The following is a 16,547-nucleotide window of genomic DNA, read 5'->3' on the forward strand; positions in this document are numbered from 1 at the left end:
AGCCGAGTGGGGTGGACGGGGCCGGCGGGGGCTCGGGAGGGGGCCCTCAGCAGGCGCCGACCCACTCCTCCGTGCCGTCCGAGAACTTCTGGTGCTTCCAGATCGGCACCTCGTGCTTGAGGTCGTCGATCAGCTTGCGGCACGCCTCGAAGGCCTCGCCGCGGTGGGGGCAGGAGACGGCGACGACGACCGCGAGATCTCCGACCTTGAGGTCCCCGACCCGGTGGACCGCGGCGAGCGCCCGTACCGGGTACTCGGCGACGACCTTCTCGGCGATCCGCCGCATCTCGGCCTCGGCGCTGGGGTGGCACGAGTACCCGAGCTCGTCGACGTCGGCACCCTCGTCGTGGTTGCGCACGGTGCCCACGAACAGCGCGGTCCCACCGGCGGCGTCGTCCCCGACGGCACGGAAGACCTCGTCCAGGGAGAGGGCCGTCTCGCGAATGGCGATGAGCTTGACGGGATCCTGAGCGCCCTGCTCACCGGGGTGATCGTTGGTAGGTGCCATGGCTCCATCGTGCCCCACGCGTGCGAGGACGGGGAATAGCGTCATCGCCCGGCACACACGCGTGCGGCCTTGGAGCCTCCTACAGCTCGGCCCGCTCCAGGGCGCGCAGCGGGGCGGCGGTCAGATCCGCCGCCTGGCCTTCCGCGCCCGCCGTACCACCGCCGCCGCGCCCAGCAGGGCCACCGTCGCTCCCGCCGCGCCGGCCGCCGTGGCGTCCTTGCGGCCGAGTCGCCGCCCGGCGACCGTGTGCCGACCGGAGACCTCTTCCAGCAGCTCCGCGAGAACTTCCTCGTTGGTCCACTGCGGCCGCCACCCCGCGTCGTGCAGCCGGCTGCCGCTGACCACCCAGGGATACATCGTGTAGGCCAGGTCCCCGGCCGGGGACGGCGTCAGCCCGATGCGGTGCAGGCGGGCCGCCGCTCCCAGCGCGACCGCCGACGGCAGCTCCATGCGCCGGATGCCGCTGAGCTCCTCGACCTCCTCCTGCTCCAGCCAGCCGTCGCATCCGACGGCGAGTTCCCCTTCGACCTTCTCCAGGACGGCGTACTCGAGCGCGCTGCACAGGTCCTCGACGTGGCAGAACTGCCAGGCGGGCCTGGATCCGGCGACGACGAGCAGCCGGGGCGACTCGAAGTACCTGGTCAGCGCGGTGTCGGTGCCGCCCACCAGCACGGCGGGGCGCACGACGGTGACATTGAGTCCCGGGTGGGCCCTGGGGGCCCGGCGCGCGAGGCGCTCGATCTCCAGGAGGTCTCCGACGCCGGTCGCCTCGGCCGTGGCCCGCAGTTCGGCGTCCTCGGACAGCGGCAGCTCGTTGTCGTCGAGCGCGCCGTAGACCATCGCGGAGGTGCACAGCACCACCCGGTGGATCCCGGCCGCCGCGGCGGCTGTCAGGACGGTCTGCGTCCCCCGAACGTTGTATGCCGTCCGCGCGGCGGAATCCGTCTCCAGATCCAGGTCCAGCGCCAGGTGCACGACCACGTCGGCGCCGCGCAGCTTCTCGGCGATGGCAGGGTCCCGTACGTCCAGGATGTGCCACTGCGCGGCGGCGCAGTCACCGCGCCGCTCGTCGATGGCGATGACCTGCTTGACCTCGTCGGACGCGACCAGCCGCTCGGTGAGCAGCGCGCCGATCCCGGACGCGGCACCGGTCACCGCGACGACGGGTCCGCGCACGCCGCGCGCGGCGTGCGGGGTTGACTGGTTTCGCGCTGCGCGAACCTGCGGATCAGGGGAACTCACCGGGCGTCTCCAGCGGTTGTCTTTAGTACGAACGCGAGTGACGCGTACGTACCAGGTGGCATCCATCCTGCCGCAGGCCGAGAGTCGGCGAAGCACCGAGGCCCGATCGGCTCGCGGTGTCTACGCTGGGTGGTGTTATCGGGCAGTCGTGCCGCCGGCGCCAGCCGGTGGCCTTACAAGCCGAGGAATCCCGTGAGTGACACCCCATTCGGATTCGGCCTTCCGCCGGAGGAGCCGGAAGACGGCGACGAGGGCAAGAAGAAGGACCAGCAGAGCGGTGGTGGTCAGGGCCCGGCCAACCCGTTCGGTTTCGGGCTGCCGGGCGCCGGAGGCATGGGAGGAGGTGCGGACAATCCGTTCGCAGCCATGTTCGGCTCGCTGAACCCCACCGACCTCGGGGCCGCGTTCCAGCAGCTCGGGCAGATGCTCTCGTACGAGGGCGGCCCGGTGAACTGGGACATGGCCAAGCAGATCGCCCGCCAGACGGTCTCCCAGGGCACCGCGGACGGCACCAAGGACGCGAGCGTCGGCCCGTCCGAGCGCACCGCCGTCCAGGAGGCCGTACGCCTGGCGGATCTGTGGCTGGACGACGCGACGTCGCTGCCGTCCGGCGCGGGCACCGCCGTCGCGTGGAGCCGCGCGGAGTGGGTCGAGGCGACCCTGCCCGCGTGGCAGGAGCTCGTCGACCCGGTCGCGGAGCGCGTCGGCACCGCGATGGGCGATGTCCTGCCGGAGGAGATGCAGGCCATGGCGGGCCCGCTGATCGGCATGATGCGTTCGATGGGCGGCGCCATGTTCGGCACGCAGATCGGGCAGGCCGTCGGCGTGCTCGCGGGTGAGGTCGTCGGGTCCACCGACATCGGCCTGCCGCTCGGCCCGGCCGGCAAGGCCGCGCTGCTGCCGGTGAACATCGAGACGTTCGGCAAGGACCTGGGCGTGCCGAAGGAGGAGGTGCGGCTGTATCTCGCCCTGCGCGAGGCCGCCCACCAGCGCCTCTTCGCGCATGTGCCGTGGCTGCGCTCGCACCTGTTCGGCGCTGTCGACGGCTACGCGCGCGGGATCAAGGTCGACACCGCCAAGCTGGAGGACGTGGTCGGCCAGTTCGACCCGCAGAATCCCGAGCAGCTTCAGGACGCGCTCCAGCAGGGCATGTTCCAGCCGGAGGACACCCCGGAGCAGAAGGCGGCCCTGGCCCGTCTGGAGACGGCTCTGGCGCTCGTGGAGGGCTGGGTCGACGCGGTGGTCCACGCCGCCGCCAAGCCCCGTCTGTCGTCCGCCGACGCGCTGCGCGAGACGCTGCGCCGCCGGCGTGCCTCGGGCGGCCCGGCGGAGCAGACGTTCGCCACGCTGATCGGTCTGGAGCTGCGCCCGCGGCGCCTGCGTGACGCCTCCCGCCTGTGGGCCTCGCTCACGGACGCGCGCGGTGTCGACGGCCGTGACGCCCTGTGGGCCCACCCGGACATGCTGCCGACGGCCGGCGACCTGGACGACCCGGACGGTTTCGTGCACCGCGAGCAGATCGACTTCTCCGAGCTGGACAAGATGCTCGGCGAGGCGGCGAGCGGCGCCGGCGAGAAGCCCAACCTGAAGAAGGACGACGACTCCAAGGACGACGGCTCCAAGGGCGACGACGCAAAGGGCGACGGCACCGAGTGAGCCTGTACGACGACGCGGTCCTCGTGCTGAAGGGGTACGAGGACCAGGAAGAGCTGCGCCGGACGTATCTGGAGCATCTGGAGACGCACCCGGACGGCATGTGGAAGGTCTGCGGCGACGGGCACATCACGGCGAGCGCGCTGGTGATCGACCCCACGCGCGGGCGGGTGCTGCTGACGCTGCACAAGAAGCTGCGGATGTGGCTTCAGATGGGCGGCCACTGCGAGCCGTCCGACGACACGCTGGCGGCGGTCGCCCTGCGCGAGGCGACCGAGGAGTCAGGCGTGGCGGGGCTGTCCCTGCTGCCGGGCGGCCCGGTCCGCCTGGACCGCCATCACACACCGTGCGCCTGGCACCTCGATGTCCAGTACGCGGCACTGGCCCCGGCAGGCGCCGTGGAGGCGATCAGCGACGAGTCCCTGGACCTGCGCTGGTTCGCCTACGACGAGGTGGCGGATGTGGCCGACGAGTCGGTCGTACGTCTGCTGGAGGCGACGCAAGCGCGGCTGGCGGCCTGAGAAGGTCGGGCTGCGCCCCTGGAGCGGGGCGCAGCCCCGGCTCCAGGGGCGCGGGGCTGCATCGATTTGCGGCTCCGCCGCGCGGGCGCGACCAGCCACACACGGCCCGCAGCCGAAATGCGCCCCTCAGCCCCGCAGTCCGCGGCCGTCAACTCCAGACGTTGCCCTGGTTCTGCCCCCGCGCCCCCTGCTGCCCCATGCCGTACTGGGCGGCGAGGCCCGAGCCGATCTGGGCGTTCTGCGGCGGCAGCAGTTCGCTGGGCTGAACCAGCGCGTAGCCGGAGCCCATGAAACTGAGCTCCCAGCCCTCACCGGTGTTGCCGCGGCGCCGCCACACCCCGGAGGAGTGCGTCTGGGCCTGCATCTGCACCCGCAGCGCGGTGGACCAGGCGACGATCGCGTCGGCGTCGCAGTTGACGTACTTGTCGGGCGTCACCGTCATCATCAGCGGCATGCCGGAGGTCATGAGGGCGACCTTGCCGCGGCCGGTGATGTTGAGCTGGTACTTACCCGAGCCGGAGATGCCGTAGAGGCTGTCCACGGCGATGACCTCGTGGTGCAGCGAGGACTCCATCGCCAGCACGTAGCTGCTGTCGACGGTCAGCCCGTCCTGGTCGACGTCCATCAGATGGATGTGCTGCTTGAGGTTGGCGAGGTAGACCGTGCCCTGTCCGTGACAGCGCATGAGGTCGAGGCCCTCACCGGTGTGGGCGCGCGAGCGCGACTGCTGGTTGCTTTGGTACTCGGCGTCGAACTCGACGAGTCCCTGGTAGGCGACCATCGTGCCCTTGCGGGCGAGGATGTCGTCGTGACCCTCCAGGTTGACGCGGAGCATCTGCTTGTTCTGCAGGCTCCAGCGGTCCTGGGTCTGCTGGTCGTTGTAGGCGAAAATCGGGCTCTGCATGGCGTTCTCTCGCTCCCCCTCAGCCCCGGACCCGGAGACGGTCGGTGCTGTCCTCGCTGGGCTGGACGACGACGATGCCCTGGCCGGAGAAGGCCATCTGGTAGGCCTCACCGCTGCCCCGGCCGATGAGTGACTGCGCCTTGAAGCTGCGCTTGCCCTTCACCTTGAGGTTCGGCGACCAGGCGACGAGCGCGTCGGGGTCGACGTACGTCTCGTCCTCGCCGCCGCCGCAGTCGACGACGATCGGCTTGCCCCGGGAGGTCAGCGCGACCCAGCCCTGCCCGGAGATCTTGGTGTTCCACAGGCCCTGCCCGGCGAACTTCGCCAGGCCCTTGACCCGCTCCACGCCCCACGTCAGATGCGCGTCGAAGGCGAGCAGGTTGGTGGCGTTGACGGAGATGCCGTCGCCGTTGAGGTTGATCACGACGACGTTGGCGCCGTAGTCGGCGAGGTAGAGCAGTCCGTCGCCGGAGCACTTCATCAGGGGCGCGCCCTCGCCGGTCATCCAGTCCTTGGCGATCTGGCGCACGGCGGGCGGGTTCGGCTCGTACTGGACGAACCCTTCGTAGGCGACCATCGAGCCCACGCGCGCGAGGAGGTCGTTGCCCGTCTGCATGGCGACCTTCAGCATGTGGTTGCCGTGGTTCTCCATGCGGGCGGTGACAGGTGCGGGGGCGTAGCCCGCGAGTGGCTGGTTCATGACGGGCTCCCTCAGATCTCGTACGGCTGGACGACGATGAAGTTGCCGGGAGCGGCCCGGAACTGCAGGTTCACGCTCTCACCGGTGTCGCCGGGGTAGGCGTTGCGGCGCATGCGGACCTGGCTGGAGACGACCACCTGGGCGGCGGACGACCAGGCGACCACGGCGTTGCAGTCGGCGAACGTCGTGGGCGTCACCGGCAGCACCACGGGCGTGCCGTGCGTCTTGACGACGATCGTGCCGGTGCCCGTGAACTGCATCGTGAACAGCGCGCCACCGGGGATGCCGTGCCCCTCGATGCGGCGGACCTCGTACTGGAGGCCCTCGTCGAAGGCGAGGACGTTCTCCGCGGAGACACAGATGCCGTCGCCCTGGAGCTCGATGGGGTGCACCATCGAGTTGTTCTCGGCGAGGAAGACCTGGCCCTGGCCGGAACAGCGCATCAGCTGCATCTCCTGGCCGGTCGCGTTGCCGACGATCCGGCCGGCGAACCCGGCGCCCTTGTAGCTGAAGTCGACCTTGCCCTGGTAGAGCACCATGCTGCCCTGCCGGGCGAGCACGGGCTGTCCGCCGATGCCGAGGTCGACGCGGACCATCTTCTTGTTCTGCTGTGTCCAGCGCTGACCGGTCGGCGTCTCCTTGAACTGCTGGAGCGCGGCGGCGACGCCGGGGCCCTGGGGCGCGCCTTGCGGGGCACCCTGCGGGGCTCCGTAGGGCGCCTGCTGGCCCGGGACCTGCCCGTAGGGGGGCTGCTGGCCGTAGCCCGGGGGCGGGGTCGGCTGGCCGCCGTAGCCGGGCGGCGGGGCCGGGGCCTGCGGCGCCTGGGGTGCCGCGGGCGCCTGAGGGTAGCCGTAGCCGGGAGGCGGCGGCGCCGAGGGCTGGCCGTACGGCTGCTGCCCCGGCTGGCCGTAGGGCGCGGGCGCCGGGGCGGGCGGCGGCGGGGTGCCTCCGGGCGGCGTCATGGGCGCGATGATGGTCGGCTGCGCGTGCACCGAGGGCGCCGGGCTCGGCGGGGGCGGGGTGGCTCCCGGCGGGGGCGGGGTGGCTCCCGGCGGGGGCGCGAAACCCTGTGCGGCCGGGGCCGGTGCGGGCGCCGGAGGGGGCGGCTGCGGGGCCGGAGCGGGAGCTCCGGCAGGGGCGCCGAACGCGGGCGGCGCGGCGGCCTGGGCGGGCGGCGCGAAGCCGGGATTCGCACCGGCCTGGGGCTGCTGCGGGGCGGCGGGCGCCTCGTCCTCGGCGACCTCGCCACCGAAGTTCTTCAGCAGCGCCTCGAGACCGCCGTCGAAGCCCTGGCCGACGGCGGCGAACCGCCAGACGTCCTTCAGGTAGAAGTCGCCCAGCATCACGGCACGTTCGGTGGTGAACTCCGAGCCGTTGAAGGCGTACCGGGCCACCTCCTCGCCACCGGCGACGATACGGATGTATCCGGGGCTGATCTGCGACATCTGTCCGGCGCCGTCGATCGTCGCCGTGAAGGACAGCTTCTGGATCTGCGGGGGGATCCTGTCGAGCGTGACCCGGAAGGACTCCGTGTCACCGGCCTGGGTGCCGAGGAGCTGAATGGACTCCTCGGGGGACTTCGGCTGGTTGAAGAAGACGAAATAGCGGTCGTCCGAGAGCCGTTCGTCGGCGTCGAGACCGAAGCAGCTGATGTCGAAGCTCAGCCCTGGGGCGGCGATCTGTACCCCTACGTACAGATCCGTGCCCGCGGTGAGGTCACTGATCTTGGCCTTGTGGCCGCGTTGGAATTCCCTGGCCATGCGTAACGACCGTCCCCCATCCCGAATGTAAGTGCGTCGCGCCAGGCTAACGGCAAACTCGGACATCGGACGAAGCCGGTACAGACCCGGTACACAACCCGCGCCCCGTCGAACCGGAAACACTGCCCACGGGCTGCCTCATGAACCGCCCCATGAACCCGCCCTATGGACCGCTTGGCCGCCTCATGGGCTACCGCACGGACCGTCTCACGAACTGCCTCATCGATTGCGTCGGAGAACGGAACGGCCCCGCGGCCGGCCCCTTCGGGCTCATTCGCCGCGCGCGCCGGGCAGATGGGGCAATCGCTCGGCGGCGACCACGCCTTCGAGGTAGCCCTTCGCCCGCTCGGTGCGCGGATACGCCTCCAACAGCCGCCAGAAACGGGGCCCGTGTCCGGGCACCAGCAGATGCGCGAGTTCGTGCAGGAGAACGTAGTCGACGACGTATTCGGGCATGCCCTGCAGCCGGTGCGAAAGCCGGATGCTGCCCTCGGCCGGGGTGCACGAACCCCAGCGGGTGTTCTGGTTGGTGACCCAGCGCACCGAGTTGGGGTGAGCACGGCCGTCCAGGTACTGGTCCGACAGCCGCTCGGCCCGCTCCGCAAGCTCCGCGTCCCCGATGACCCGCTTGCTCTCCTGGGCGGCCAGTTTGTCCAGCATGACGTTGACCCAGCGTTGCTCCTCGGCCTCGGACATCCGGGCAGGGATGAGCACGACGGTGCGATCGCCCTCGCGGTACGCCGAGACCGTCCGGCGGCGCCGGGCGCTCCTGCGGACCTCGATCGCGCTCGCCCCCGAGCCGCTCGTCGGCGGGCTCGTCGTACTGCGCTGTGGCGTTCCGGCGCGGTGCAGTGGGTCGGCGGACACGCCCCGACGTTACCCGTTGCACATGGGGGAAGTCCCGACTCCGGGACGGTTCGATCCCGATCCCCCACCATGCGTTTGATTTGTACGACGAATATCCACTGCCTGTGGACAACTTTCGGCACCGGCCGCCGCATCAGGGCATGCTGAAAGTCGTCGGCGAAGCTGCGACCAAGCTTCCCCGACATACGGGGATGTTCCATGACGCCTACGGGGGCCAGTTCATGTATGCGGGGAATTCGACCAATTCAACCAATTCAACTCCACAAGCTGCACGGGCTCCAGGGGCTGCACGAGTTCCGCGGACTGCGCGGGCTCCACGAGCACCACGGGCTCCACGGGCTCCGCTGGTGAAGCCGTCTCTCAGGCGCGGCTGGCGCGACCTCAACACCGTGCAATTCGGGATGACTCCGGCACACGCACTGACGCTGGGACCGATGGACACGGCGACGGGCAGCTTCCTCGATCTGCTGAACGGCACACGCGGACTGGAGTTGCTGCGCGAGGAAGGCCGTCGCATGGACCTGCCGGACGGTCATGTCGACGGGCTGGTGCGACGCCTGGCCGGGGCCGGACTGCTCGACGACGCGAAGGGCGGCGGCCCGGCCGGCGACGCCCTTCGCCACAAGAAGGAGGTACTGGACCGGCTGCGCCCCGATCTGGCCTCACTGTCCCTGACCACGTCCGAACCCGGTGAGGCGATGAGCCGCCTGACCGCCCGCCGCTCACTGCGTGTGCAGGTACAGGGCGCCGGCCGGGTGGGCTCGATGGTGGCCTCGCTGCTGTCGGCAGCCGGGGTGGGCGACATCGACGTACGCGACGTCGGCCGGGTCGAGCCCTGGGACGTGGCACCGGGCGGACTGCCCGCGGATGCCGTAGGCGACCGCAGGGACGAGGCCGCGCGACGCACCGCACGCCGCTGCGCACCCGGCCGCCCACCACGCCGCGGCCCCCACTCACCCCCGGGCGAGGAGACCACCGGCCACTCCCTGGTGATCATCGCGCCCCGCGACGACGTCGCCGTGCACGCCCCCTCCCCCTCCACCGCCGAACCCCTCGTCTCCTCCGGCACGCCCCACCTGTACGCCGGTGTCGTGGAGGGAACCGGCATGGTGGGCCCGCTCGTACTGCCCGGCGAGACCGGCTGCGCCGGCTGTCTGAACGAGGGGCGTACGGATCGGGACCCGGCGTGGCCCCGGCTGGTCGCGCAGTGGCGCTCGGGCTCGGGAAGGACGCGCGAGGTACGGCCCTGCGACCTCACGCTGGCCACCACGGTCGCCGGTCTGGCCGCCGCGCACGCCCTCGCTTTTCTGGACGGCCGGGTTCCGTCCAGCGCGGGTGCACGCTGGGAAGTGTCACTACCCGGTCTGACCTGGCAGGCCCGGCCGGTGTGGGCGCGTCCTACATGCGCATGCGGCGCAGCGGAGAAAGGTGAGGGAGAACACCCCTCCGAGGACGAGGAGCGGCACGAGACAATGGCCGAGCAGCGGTCGTCGAAGGAGTCACGCCGTAGGGCAGACGCGGAGCGGCCCGCTGGGACCTGGAGGGCGCATGTCTGATCTTCCCCGCAAGGCGGTCACCCGTACCGCCAAGCTCGCCGCACTCCCGCTCGGCTTCGCCGGACGGGCAACCTGGGGACTCGGCAAGCGGATCGTCGGCGAGTCCGCGGAGCTCGTCGGCCGCGAGCTGCAGCAGCGCACCGCGGAGCAGATGTTCAAGGTGCTCGGCGAGCTCAAGGGCGGCGCCATGAAGTTCGGCCAGGCTCTGTCCGTCTTCGAGTCGGCTCTGCCCGAGGAGATCGCCGGCCCGTATCGAGCGGCGCTCACCAAGCTTCAGGAGGCGGCGCCTCCGATGCCGACGCGCACCGTGCACTCGGTGCTGGCGGAGCGGCTCGGCGAGGACTGGCAGGGCCTGTTCCTGGAATTCGAGGACAAGCCGGCCGCCGCCGCCTCGATCGGCCAGGTGCATCGCGGGGTGTGGCACGACGGTCGCGAGGTGGCCGTCAAGGTGCAGTACCCGGGAGCCGGCGAGGCCCTGCTCTCCGACCTGAACCAATTGAGCCGCTTCGCCCGACTCTTGGGTCCGCTGATCCCCGGCATGGACATCAAGCCGCTGATCGCCGAACTCAAGGACCGCGTCTCGGAAGAGCTGGACTACGGCCTGGAGGCACAGGCCCAGCAGGCCCACGCGGAGGAGTTCGCCGGCGATCCGGACGTCGTCGTGCCTGCGGTGGTCCATCAGTGCGAACAGGTCCTGATCACGGAGTGGATCGACGGCATCCCACTCTCGGAGGTGATCTCCGACGGCACCGAGGAGCAGCGCAACCGCGCCGGCCAGCTCCTCGCCCGCTTCCTCTTCTCCGGCCCGGCCCGCACCGGCCTGCTGCACGCCGACCCCCACCCCGGGAACTTCCGCCTCCTGCCGGCAGACCCCGACGGCGAGGACGACTGGCGACTGGGCGTCCTGGACTTCGGCACGGTCGACCGTCTCCCGGGAGGCCTGCCGACGCCCATCGGCGACTCCCTGCGCATGACCCTGGACGGCGACGCCGAAGCGGTCTACGAACTCCTCTGCGAGGAGGGCTTCGTCAAGGAGTCCATCGACCTGGACCCCGAGGCCGTCATGGACTACCTGCTGCCGATCATCGAACCGGCTCAGATCGACGAGTTCACCTTCACCCGCGGCTGGATGCGCAGCCAGGCCGCACGGGTGGCCGACCCCCGCTCCCCCGCCTACCAACTGGGCAAACAGCTCAACCTGCCCCCGGCGTATCTCCTCATCCACCGGGTGACGCTGAGCACGATCGGGGTGCTGTGCCAGCTGGGCGCGACGGTACGACTACGCGAGGAACTGGAGGAGTGGCTACCAGGATTCGTCCTGGAGGAGCCGACCGCTGAGGAGGGGTCGGCGGCGGAGGCGTGAGCTGACGCTGCCTGCGCGGAAACGCTGGGGGCGGGGAGGGGGGAGGGGCGGGGGGAGGCCCCCAAGGTGGAGCAACCGCCGCCCTACCACCAGCCCGAATCCAGCCGCCCCTCGATCGCCCTGAGGTTCTCCCGCGAGCAGGTGTCGCAGATGTAGCGCCGGGTGCCGTTCTCCACGGAGCAGGTCCACGTGGGCTGCGGGGACCGGGCCTCGGTGCCGCATCGGGCACACACGAGAGGCTGGGGCTCTGTGGTGGAGCCGCCGTTTTCGCTGCCTCTGTCACTGTCTCCGGAACGACTCGTCACGCGGCGACGATACCGCCGCCTCCTCCCGATCGCCGGGCACAACGCACCGCGGGGGCCGGTCCGTTCGTACGGACCGGCCCCCGCGGGGTGTAGTCAGTGCCTCCCCGCTCGGGAGGCGACCGCATGGCGGTGGCGTGGGCTACTGCATGACCGCCATGGCCAGCGCACGGCGAGCACGCATCGAGGCGCGCTCGGCCCTGCGCTGCATCCGGCGCGCGGACGCCAGGCGCACGGCCCGGCGTTCCCGCGCGGCCTCGTGCTGTCGCTCGTGCATATGCGCACGTGCCAGGGCTTCTTGGATGAGTTGCATCTCTCGGTTCCTGTTCTGACGCGAGTCGTTCGCGCCACTGGTGGTGAAGTCTTCAGGCGCGGAGCCTGCGAGCTCGTTGGTGGACGGCTTCATCGGGGCCTGCTTCTGGGGGTCGTGCGTGAGGGGACGGTCGATCGTGCCTGCGGTGTTCATGCCGTGACCGGGTTCTTGCGCGGGCGACCACGCGGCCGCTTCCGGGCGACGACAACACCCTGGACGAACAGCTCGCCACCCCAGACGCCCCAGGGCTCACGCCGCTCCTTGGCGCCGGCGAGGCAGGCCTCGATCAGCGGGCAGGTGCGGCAGAGGGACTTGGCGTACTCGACGTCCGCCGGCGACTCGGCGAAGAAGACCTCCGGGTCGTAGGAGCGGCAGGGGACGGGTACGCCGAGGTTCTCGATGGCGTCGTCGAGCGCGGTGAGCGCAGTGAGCGGGGTCAAGGTCGTGTCCTCCGTGGGGCCGGGCTTGGGGATCGCTTCTGAGGGCGGTACTGACGGGGCGTGCGCTTCGAGTTGCACGGTTGGTTTTCCTCGTCTGTTCGTTCCGGCCCTGTTGGGCCGGGTGGCGGCTGGTACCGGGTTTTCCTTTGTCCCGAGGCCCCTTCGCTCTGTCGTCCCTGTGGGAGGACAAACAGAAGGGCCGCGGATCCCGGATGGGGTTCCGCGGCCCTGAAGGCGCCGGCCTGATCGGCTGTCAGGCTGGATCACTCCAGGGTTCTGGCCCACGGAAGGCCCACATCTGGTGGTGCTGCGTCGTCTGCTTCCGGAATCCGGCACCGGTCGCTGCAAAGGCATAGGCCTGCGCCTTTGCCTCTACTGCCGCTTCCAGTGCCTTGGTCGGTCGCTCATTGCGCTCACGGACGGGAAGACCCGCCAGAGACACGGAGGACGCCGGACGGACGGCACGGATGCCGGACAGACCGGTGCCCTGGTTCGAGGCGCCGAGCATGCACAGGGAGGCGACGACCGAGCGATCGGTCATTTTGACGTTGCTGATGGAGCTGGCGTTGATGCTGATCACTGGACTCGCCTCCTCTCGGCGTCTCGGGGGACTGGGGTGAGCCAGTCCGACGGGTATGCAAGTACAACACGGAATTGGGGCCTCCGAGAAGGCCTCCGTTCCCGTGGCTAAGAACCTATGGGGATTGCTGGGGCATGCGCAAACTATTTTTTCGACGAGTTCGTGTCATTCCCCGTCCGGGCCCTGCTCAAGCTCCTGGCCTGCGCAGATGGCCAGCACATCGGCTCCGTAGCGGTCGAGCTTGCGCTTGAGGACTCCTGGGATGCGGGACAGATCATCCGGACTGGTCGGTTCCGCCTCGGCGATGGCCATCAGGGTCCTGTCCGTGAAGACGCAGAAGTCGGGCTGTCCACTGAGCCGCGCCTGGACGCCCCGCCATTCGCGAAGGCGCTCGTAGAGGCCCTCGTCCATGTCGGTCGGGCAGTCCTCGCAGCGCATCAGTTTCATCTCGCCGGCGTCGGTGAGGGTGCGCCCGCAGACGCGGCAGCGGGCCGGGCTGCGCTGTGTCCGTCTCGGGGCGGCGTCCGGTCTGGTGGTGAATCCTCGCTCGACGCCACCGGAGCCGTGGGCTGCGGCGCGTCCGACGGTGGCGGTGGAGCCGGGGCGCAGTCCGTCGAGGAAGCGGCTGGGGCGGCGGTTGGGGCGGCCCCCGGGGGCGCGGGTGAGTGCCCAGGAGACGTGGAGGTGGCGGCGGGCGCGGGTGACGCCGACGTAGAGCAGGCGGCGCTCCTCCTCGACCTGCTCGTCGGTCTTTGCGTAGGTGATCGGCATCATGCCCTCGGCGACGCCGACGAGGAAGACGACGTCCCACTCCAGGCCCTTGGCCGAGTGCAGGGAGGCGAGGGTGACGCCTTGGACGGTCGGGGCGTGCTGGGCGTTGGCGCGCTCGTCGAGTTCGGCGAGGAGGTCGGCGAGGGTGGCGCCGGGTTTGGCGGTGGCGAAGTCCTGGGCGAGGTTCACCAGTGCCGCCAGTGACTCCCAGCGCTCTCTGACGGCGCCGGAGCCGGCCGGTGGCTCGGTGGTCCAGCCCTCCCCCGAGAGCACGGCTCGCACTTGGGAGGGCAGGTCGACGGCGTCGTCGAGGAGGCTGTCGTTGCCGCCGAAGCGGGCGGCGCCGCGCAGGGCGATGCCGGCCTTGCGCACTTCGGGCCGGTCGAAGAAGCGCTCGGCGCCGCGCAGCTGGTAGGGGACGCCGGCGTCGGCGAGGGCCTGTTCGTAGGCCTCGGACTGGGAGTTCGTGCGGAACAGGATGGCGATCTCGCTGGCGGGGACGCCGGCGTCCATGAGTTCCCGGATGCGGCGGGCGGCGCCTTCGGCTTCGGCGGGCTCGTCCGTGTACTCGGTGTAGACGGGTTCGGGGCCGGGGTCGCGCTGGGAGATCAGTTCCAGGCGGTGGTCGGCGGCGCGTCCGCCGGCCTGGGCGAGCAGGCCGTTGGCCAGGTGGACGACCTGGGGGGTGGAGCGGTAGTCCCGCACCAGTTTGACGACGGTGGCGCCGGGGTGGCGGGTGCGGAAGTCGAGCAGGTGGTCGGGGGTTGCACCGGTGAAGGAGTAGATCGTCTGGCTGGCGTCGCCGACGACGCAGAGGTTGTCCCGTTCGCCGAGCCAGAGTTCCAGCAGGCGTTGCTGGAGGGGGCTGACGTCCTGGTATTCGTCGACGACGAAGTGCTGGTACTGGGAGCGGACCTGGTCGGCGATGTCGTGCCGGTCCTGGAGGATCGCGACGGTGAGCAGCAGGACGTCTTCGAAGTCGATGACGGAGCGGTCTCGCTTGAGGTCCTCGTAGACGTTGTAGATCTGGGCGATCTCGGCAGGGTCGCGGGGGGCTTCGCGGCCTGCTTTTGCTGCGGCGGGGGCGTAGTCGGTGGGGACGGTCTGGGTGACTTTGGACCACTCGATCTCGGCGGTGACGTCGCGCAGCTCGTTGCGGTCGAGGCGGATGCGGCAGGCGGCGGCCGCGTCGGCGACGAGTTGGATCTTGCGGTCGGCGATCCGGGGCATGGAGCCACCGATCGCTTTCGGCCAGAAGTACTGGAGCTGTCGCAGGGCGGCGGAGTGGAATGTACGGGCCTGTACTCCGGCGGCGCCGAGGTGGCGCAGTCGGCCGCGCATCTCTCCGGCGGCCCGGTTGGTGAAGGTGACGGCGAGCACGCTGGAGGGCTGGAGGATGCCGGCTCGGACTCCGTAGGCGATGCGGTGGGTGATCGCTCTTGTCTTGCCGGTGCCGGCGCCCGCGAGTACGCACACCGGTCCGTGCAGGGCGGTGGCCACCTCGCGCTGCTCGGGGTCGAGCCCGTCGAGCACCGCGTCGGCCGTGTCCGGTGCCTGCGGGAAGAGGGTGGAGTGCGTTGCTGCTGTCACACGGCCATGCTGCCAGGTCGCCGGGGACGGCTGTGTCGGTTGTCCACAGGCAGGTATCGATTGTCGTACTTATGCGGCAGGCGTCACGTGGGGGGCATACCCCGGGTGGGAATGGTGGCCCGGTCGCGTACGTTCCCTCTCTGGACGACCTGTTCCGCCGAGCTATCAGAGGAGCGCGCGAGACATGCAGGGCACTGTGACGATGTACAGCACCACCTGGTGCGGTTACTGCCAGCGGCTGAAGAAGCAGCTGGACCGCGAGGGCATCGCGTACACGGAGATCAACATCGAGCAGGACCCCGCGTCCGCGGCTTTCGTCGAGAAGGCGAATGGCGGAAACCAGACGGTCCCGACCGTGCTCTTCGCGGACGGTTCGACGATGACGAACCCGTCGCTGGCTCAGGTCAAGCAGAAGATCAGCGCCTGATCGCACCGTCGGTGCGGTCCTTGGAAGGCGGTCCCTGAGGCGCTTCAGGGGCCGCCTTCGTGCTGTCCGCGTGGCGCTGACGCGGGTCGTCTCAGACGAAGCTCCTCGTGGGCAGGGGCTTGCCGTACCAGAGCTCGATCAGGCGGGCCGCGATGGAGATGCCGTACGGCGGCAGGACCTCGCCGGCTTCGAAGGCGACGCGCAGTTCCTCGCGGGAGAACCAGCGGGCTTCGTGGATCTCGTCGCCGTCGACCTCGACGTCGGTGGAGGTGGCGCGGGCCATGAAGCCGAGCATGAGGCTGGACGGGAAGGGCCAGGGCTGGCTGGCGACGTACTCGACCTGGCCGACGGTGATGCCGGCTTCCTCGAAGACCTCGCGGCGCACGGTCTGCTCGATGGACTCGCCGGGCTCGACGAAGCCGGCGAGCGTGGAGAAGCGGCCCTCGGGCCAGTGGACCTGGCGGCCGAGGAGGATGCGGTCGTCCTCGTCGGTGACGGCCATGATCACGGCGGGGTCGGTGCGGGGGTAGTGCTCGGCGCCGCAGGCGGGGCAGCGGCGGATGTGGCCGGCCGCGGCGATCACGGTGCGCTCTCCGCAGCGGGAGCAGAAGCGGTGGGTGCGCTGCCAGTTCTCCAGGCCGACGGCGTGCACCATCAGTCCTGTGTCGCGCGGTGACAGCAGCAGGCCAGCCTCGCGCAGGCCGGCCGCGCGGGCGGACTGGTCGATGCGGCCGGGCAGGGCGTCCTTCTGGAGGGCGAAGTAGCTTACGCCGTCCTCGTCGATGCCGAGGAAGTAGCGGTGGGCTTCGGTGAGGGGGGCCTCGAAGGAGGGGGTCATGACGAGTTCGGTGCGCCCGTCCGCCGTCTCGTCGATGAGGACCTGGCCGCCGGAGACCACGAAGCAGCGGGTTGTGGGGTGGCTCCACGCTGCGGCGAGCCAGGCCTCGTCGAGCCGGTGGTGGGCGGCGCGGTCGACGCCGCTCGGGGCGGTGAGCGAGATGGGTCGTTCGGCGGTGTGGTCGGTCCAGGTGGTCACGGGTGCTTCCAACT

The 16,547-nt window shown here is 70.5% G+C and carries 17 protein-coding genes; 5 read left to right on the forward strand and 12 right to left on the reverse strand.

Annotated features, from left to right (window positions below; genetic code table 11):
- Positions 1–46 precede the first annotated feature (46 nt).
- Both ACFPQ9_RS01240 and ACFPQ9_RS01245 read right to left on the reverse strand, forming a co-directional pair.
- A complete protein-coding gene (locus tag ACFPQ9_RS01240) occupies positions 47–508 on the reverse strand; it encodes a molybdenum cofactor biosynthesis protein MoaE (protein WP_380845020.1) in 462 nt (153 codons plus the stop codon).
- 120 nt (positions 509–628) lie between these two features.
- The gene (locus ACFPQ9_RS01245) at positions 629–1,750 is read right to left on the reverse strand and encodes an SDR family oxidoreductase (protein ID WP_380845023.1); all 1,122 of its coding nucleotides are present in this window, start codon (positions 1,748–1,750) and stop codon (positions 629–631) included.
- Between the two features lie 192 nt (positions 1,751–1,942).
- Here ACFPQ9_RS01245 and ACFPQ9_RS01250 point away from each other — a divergent pair, with 192 nt between their 5' ends.
- Positions 1,943–3,406, forward strand: coding sequence for a zinc-dependent metalloprotease (locus ACFPQ9_RS01250; RefSeq protein WP_380845026.1), 1,464 nt, complete (start codon positions 1,943–1,945; stop codon positions 3,404–3,406).
- On the forward strand, positions 3,403–3,924 hold the full coding sequence (locus tag ACFPQ9_RS01255; protein WP_380845029.1) for an NUDIX hydrolase: 522 nt from the start codon (positions 3,403–3,405) through the stop codon (positions 3,922–3,924). The genes ACFPQ9_RS01250 and ACFPQ9_RS01255 overlap by 4 nt, the downstream gene beginning before the upstream one ends.
- A gap of 148 nt (positions 3,925–4,072) precedes the next feature.
- On the opposite strand, the gene ACFPQ9_RS01260 is transcribed toward ACFPQ9_RS01255, so the two are convergent.
- From ACFPQ9_RS01260 to ACFPQ9_RS01275, 4 genes are all read right to left on the reverse strand, one after another.
- Positions 4,073–4,828: an AIM24 family protein gene (locus ACFPQ9_RS01260; protein ID WP_380845032.1), complete on the reverse strand. Its 756-nt coding sequence runs from the start codon at positions 4,826–4,828 to the stop codon at positions 4,073–4,075.
- Between the two features lie 19 nt (positions 4,829–4,847).
- Positions 4,848–5,528: an AIM24 family protein gene (locus tag ACFPQ9_RS01265; protein WP_030974882.1), complete on the reverse strand. Its 681-nt coding sequence runs from the start codon at positions 5,526–5,528 to the stop codon at positions 4,848–4,850.
- Positions 5,529–5,539: 11 nt separating this feature from the next.
- Entirely contained in the window at positions 5,540–7,288 is a 1,749-nt protein-coding gene (locus ACFPQ9_RS01270; protein WP_380845037.1) for a TerD family protein, read from the reverse strand.
- Positions 7,289–7,558: 270 nt separating this feature from the next.
- Positions 7,559–8,155: a M48 metallopeptidase family protein gene (locus tag ACFPQ9_RS01275; protein ID WP_380845040.1), complete on the reverse strand. Its 597-nt coding sequence runs from the start codon at positions 8,153–8,155 to the stop codon at positions 7,559–7,561.
- Between the two features lie 401 nt (positions 8,156–8,556).
- Here ACFPQ9_RS01275 and ACFPQ9_RS01280 point away from each other — a divergent pair, with 401 nt between their 5' ends.
- Positions 8,557–9,711, forward strand: a complete 1,155-nt coding sequence (locus ACFPQ9_RS01280) for a TOMM precursor leader peptide-binding protein (RefSeq protein WP_380845043.1) — start codon at positions 8,557–8,559, stop codon at positions 9,709–9,711.
- Positions 9,704–11,074, forward strand: coding sequence for an ABC1 kinase family protein (locus tag ACFPQ9_RS01285; protein WP_380845046.1), 1,371 nt, complete (start codon positions 9,704–9,706; stop codon positions 11,072–11,074). Before ACFPQ9_RS01280 ends, ACFPQ9_RS01285 begins: the two co-directional genes overlap by 8 nt.
- A gap of 83 nt (positions 11,075–11,157) precedes the next feature.
- On the opposite strand, the gene ACFPQ9_RS01290 is transcribed toward ACFPQ9_RS01285, so the two are convergent.
- From ACFPQ9_RS01290 to ACFPQ9_RS01310, 5 genes are all read right to left on the reverse strand, one after another.
- Positions 11,158–11,379 (reverse strand): hypothetical protein, encoded by a 222-nt coding sequence (locus tag ACFPQ9_RS01290; protein WP_380845049.1) that lies wholly within the window; start codon positions 11,377–11,379, stop codon positions 11,158–11,160.
- A gap of 139 nt (positions 11,380–11,518) precedes the next feature.
- A complete protein-coding gene (locus ACFPQ9_RS01295) occupies positions 11,519–11,842 on the reverse strand; it encodes a hypothetical protein (RefSeq protein WP_380845052.1) in 324 nt (107 codons plus the stop codon).
- A complete protein-coding gene (locus ACFPQ9_RS01300; RefSeq protein WP_030947035.1) occupies positions 11,839–12,207 on the reverse strand; it encodes a WhiB family transcriptional regulator in 369 nt (122 codons plus the stop codon). Before ACFPQ9_RS01300 ends, ACFPQ9_RS01295 begins: the two co-directional genes overlap by 4 nt.
- Positions 12,208–12,382: 175 nt before the next feature.
- Positions 12,383–12,709, reverse strand: coding sequence for a hypothetical protein (locus ACFPQ9_RS01305; protein ID WP_380845055.1), 327 nt, complete (start codon positions 12,707–12,709; stop codon positions 12,383–12,385).
- A gap of 165 nt (positions 12,710–12,874) precedes the next feature.
- Complete coding sequence (locus ACFPQ9_RS01310) at positions 12,875–15,070, reverse strand: ATP-dependent DNA helicase UvrD2 (protein ID WP_380845058.1); 2,196 nt, start codon at positions 15,068–15,070, stop codon at positions 12,875–12,877.
- Positions 15,071–15,254: 184 nt separating this feature from the next.
- Here ACFPQ9_RS01310 and ACFPQ9_RS01315 point away from each other — a divergent pair, with 184 nt between their 5' ends.
- The gene (locus tag ACFPQ9_RS01315; protein ID WP_380845061.1) at positions 15,255–15,497 is read left to right on the forward strand and encodes a mycoredoxin; all 243 of its coding nucleotides are present in this window, start codon (positions 15,255–15,257) and stop codon (positions 15,495–15,497) included.
- Between the two features lie 91 nt (positions 15,498–15,588).
- Here ACFPQ9_RS01315 and nudC read toward each other — a convergent pair whose 3' ends face one another.
- Positions 15,589–16,533: an NAD(+) diphosphatase gene (nudC, locus tag ACFPQ9_RS01320; RefSeq protein ID WP_380845064.1), complete on the reverse strand. Its 945-nt coding sequence runs from the start codon at positions 16,531–16,533 to the stop codon at positions 15,589–15,591.
- Positions 16,534–16,547 lie beyond the last annotated feature (14 nt).

Origin of the sequence: Streptomyces coerulescens (assembly GCF_042657965.1) — a bacterium.
In the GTDB taxonomy this organism is placed as follows: domain Bacteria; phylum Actinomycetota; class Actinomycetes; order Streptomycetales; family Streptomycetaceae; genus Streptomyces; species Streptomyces coerulescens.

What these genes read in the sequence shown, in the direction of transcription:
- ACFPQ9_RS01240 (WP_380845020.1), bottom strand. Translation starts at nt 508, where the DNA reads ATGGCACCTACCAACGATCACCCCGGTGAGCAGGGCGCTCAGGATCCC.
- ACFPQ9_RS01260 (WP_380845032.1), bottom strand. Translation starts at nt 4,828, where the DNA reads ATGCAGAGCCCGATTTTCGCCTACAACGACCAGCAGACCCAGGACCGC.
- ACFPQ9_RS01265 (WP_030974882.1), bottom strand. Translation starts at nt 5,528, where the DNA reads ATGAACCAGCCACTCGCGGGCTACGCCCCCGCACCTGTCACCGCCCGC.
- ACFPQ9_RS01270 (WP_380845037.1), bottom strand. Translation starts at nt 7,288, where the DNA reads ATGGCCAGGGAATTCCAACGCGGCCACAAGGCCAAGATCAGTGACCTC.
- ACFPQ9_RS01280 (WP_380845043.1), top strand. Translation starts at nt 8,557, where the DNA reads ATGACTCCGGCACACGCACTGACGCTGGGACCGATGGACACGGCGACG.
- ACFPQ9_RS01285 (WP_380845046.1), top strand. Translation starts at nt 9,704, where the DNA reads ATGTCTGATCTTCCCCGCAAGGCGGTCACCCGTACCGCCAAGCTCGCC.
- ACFPQ9_RS01295 (WP_380845052.1), bottom strand. Translation starts at nt 11,842, where the DNA reads ATGAACACCGCAGGCACGATCGACCGTCCCCTCACGCACGACCCCCAG.
- ACFPQ9_RS01315 (WP_380845061.1), top strand. Translation starts at nt 15,255, where the DNA reads ATGCAGGGCACTGTGACGATGTACAGCACCACCTGGTGCGGTTACTGC.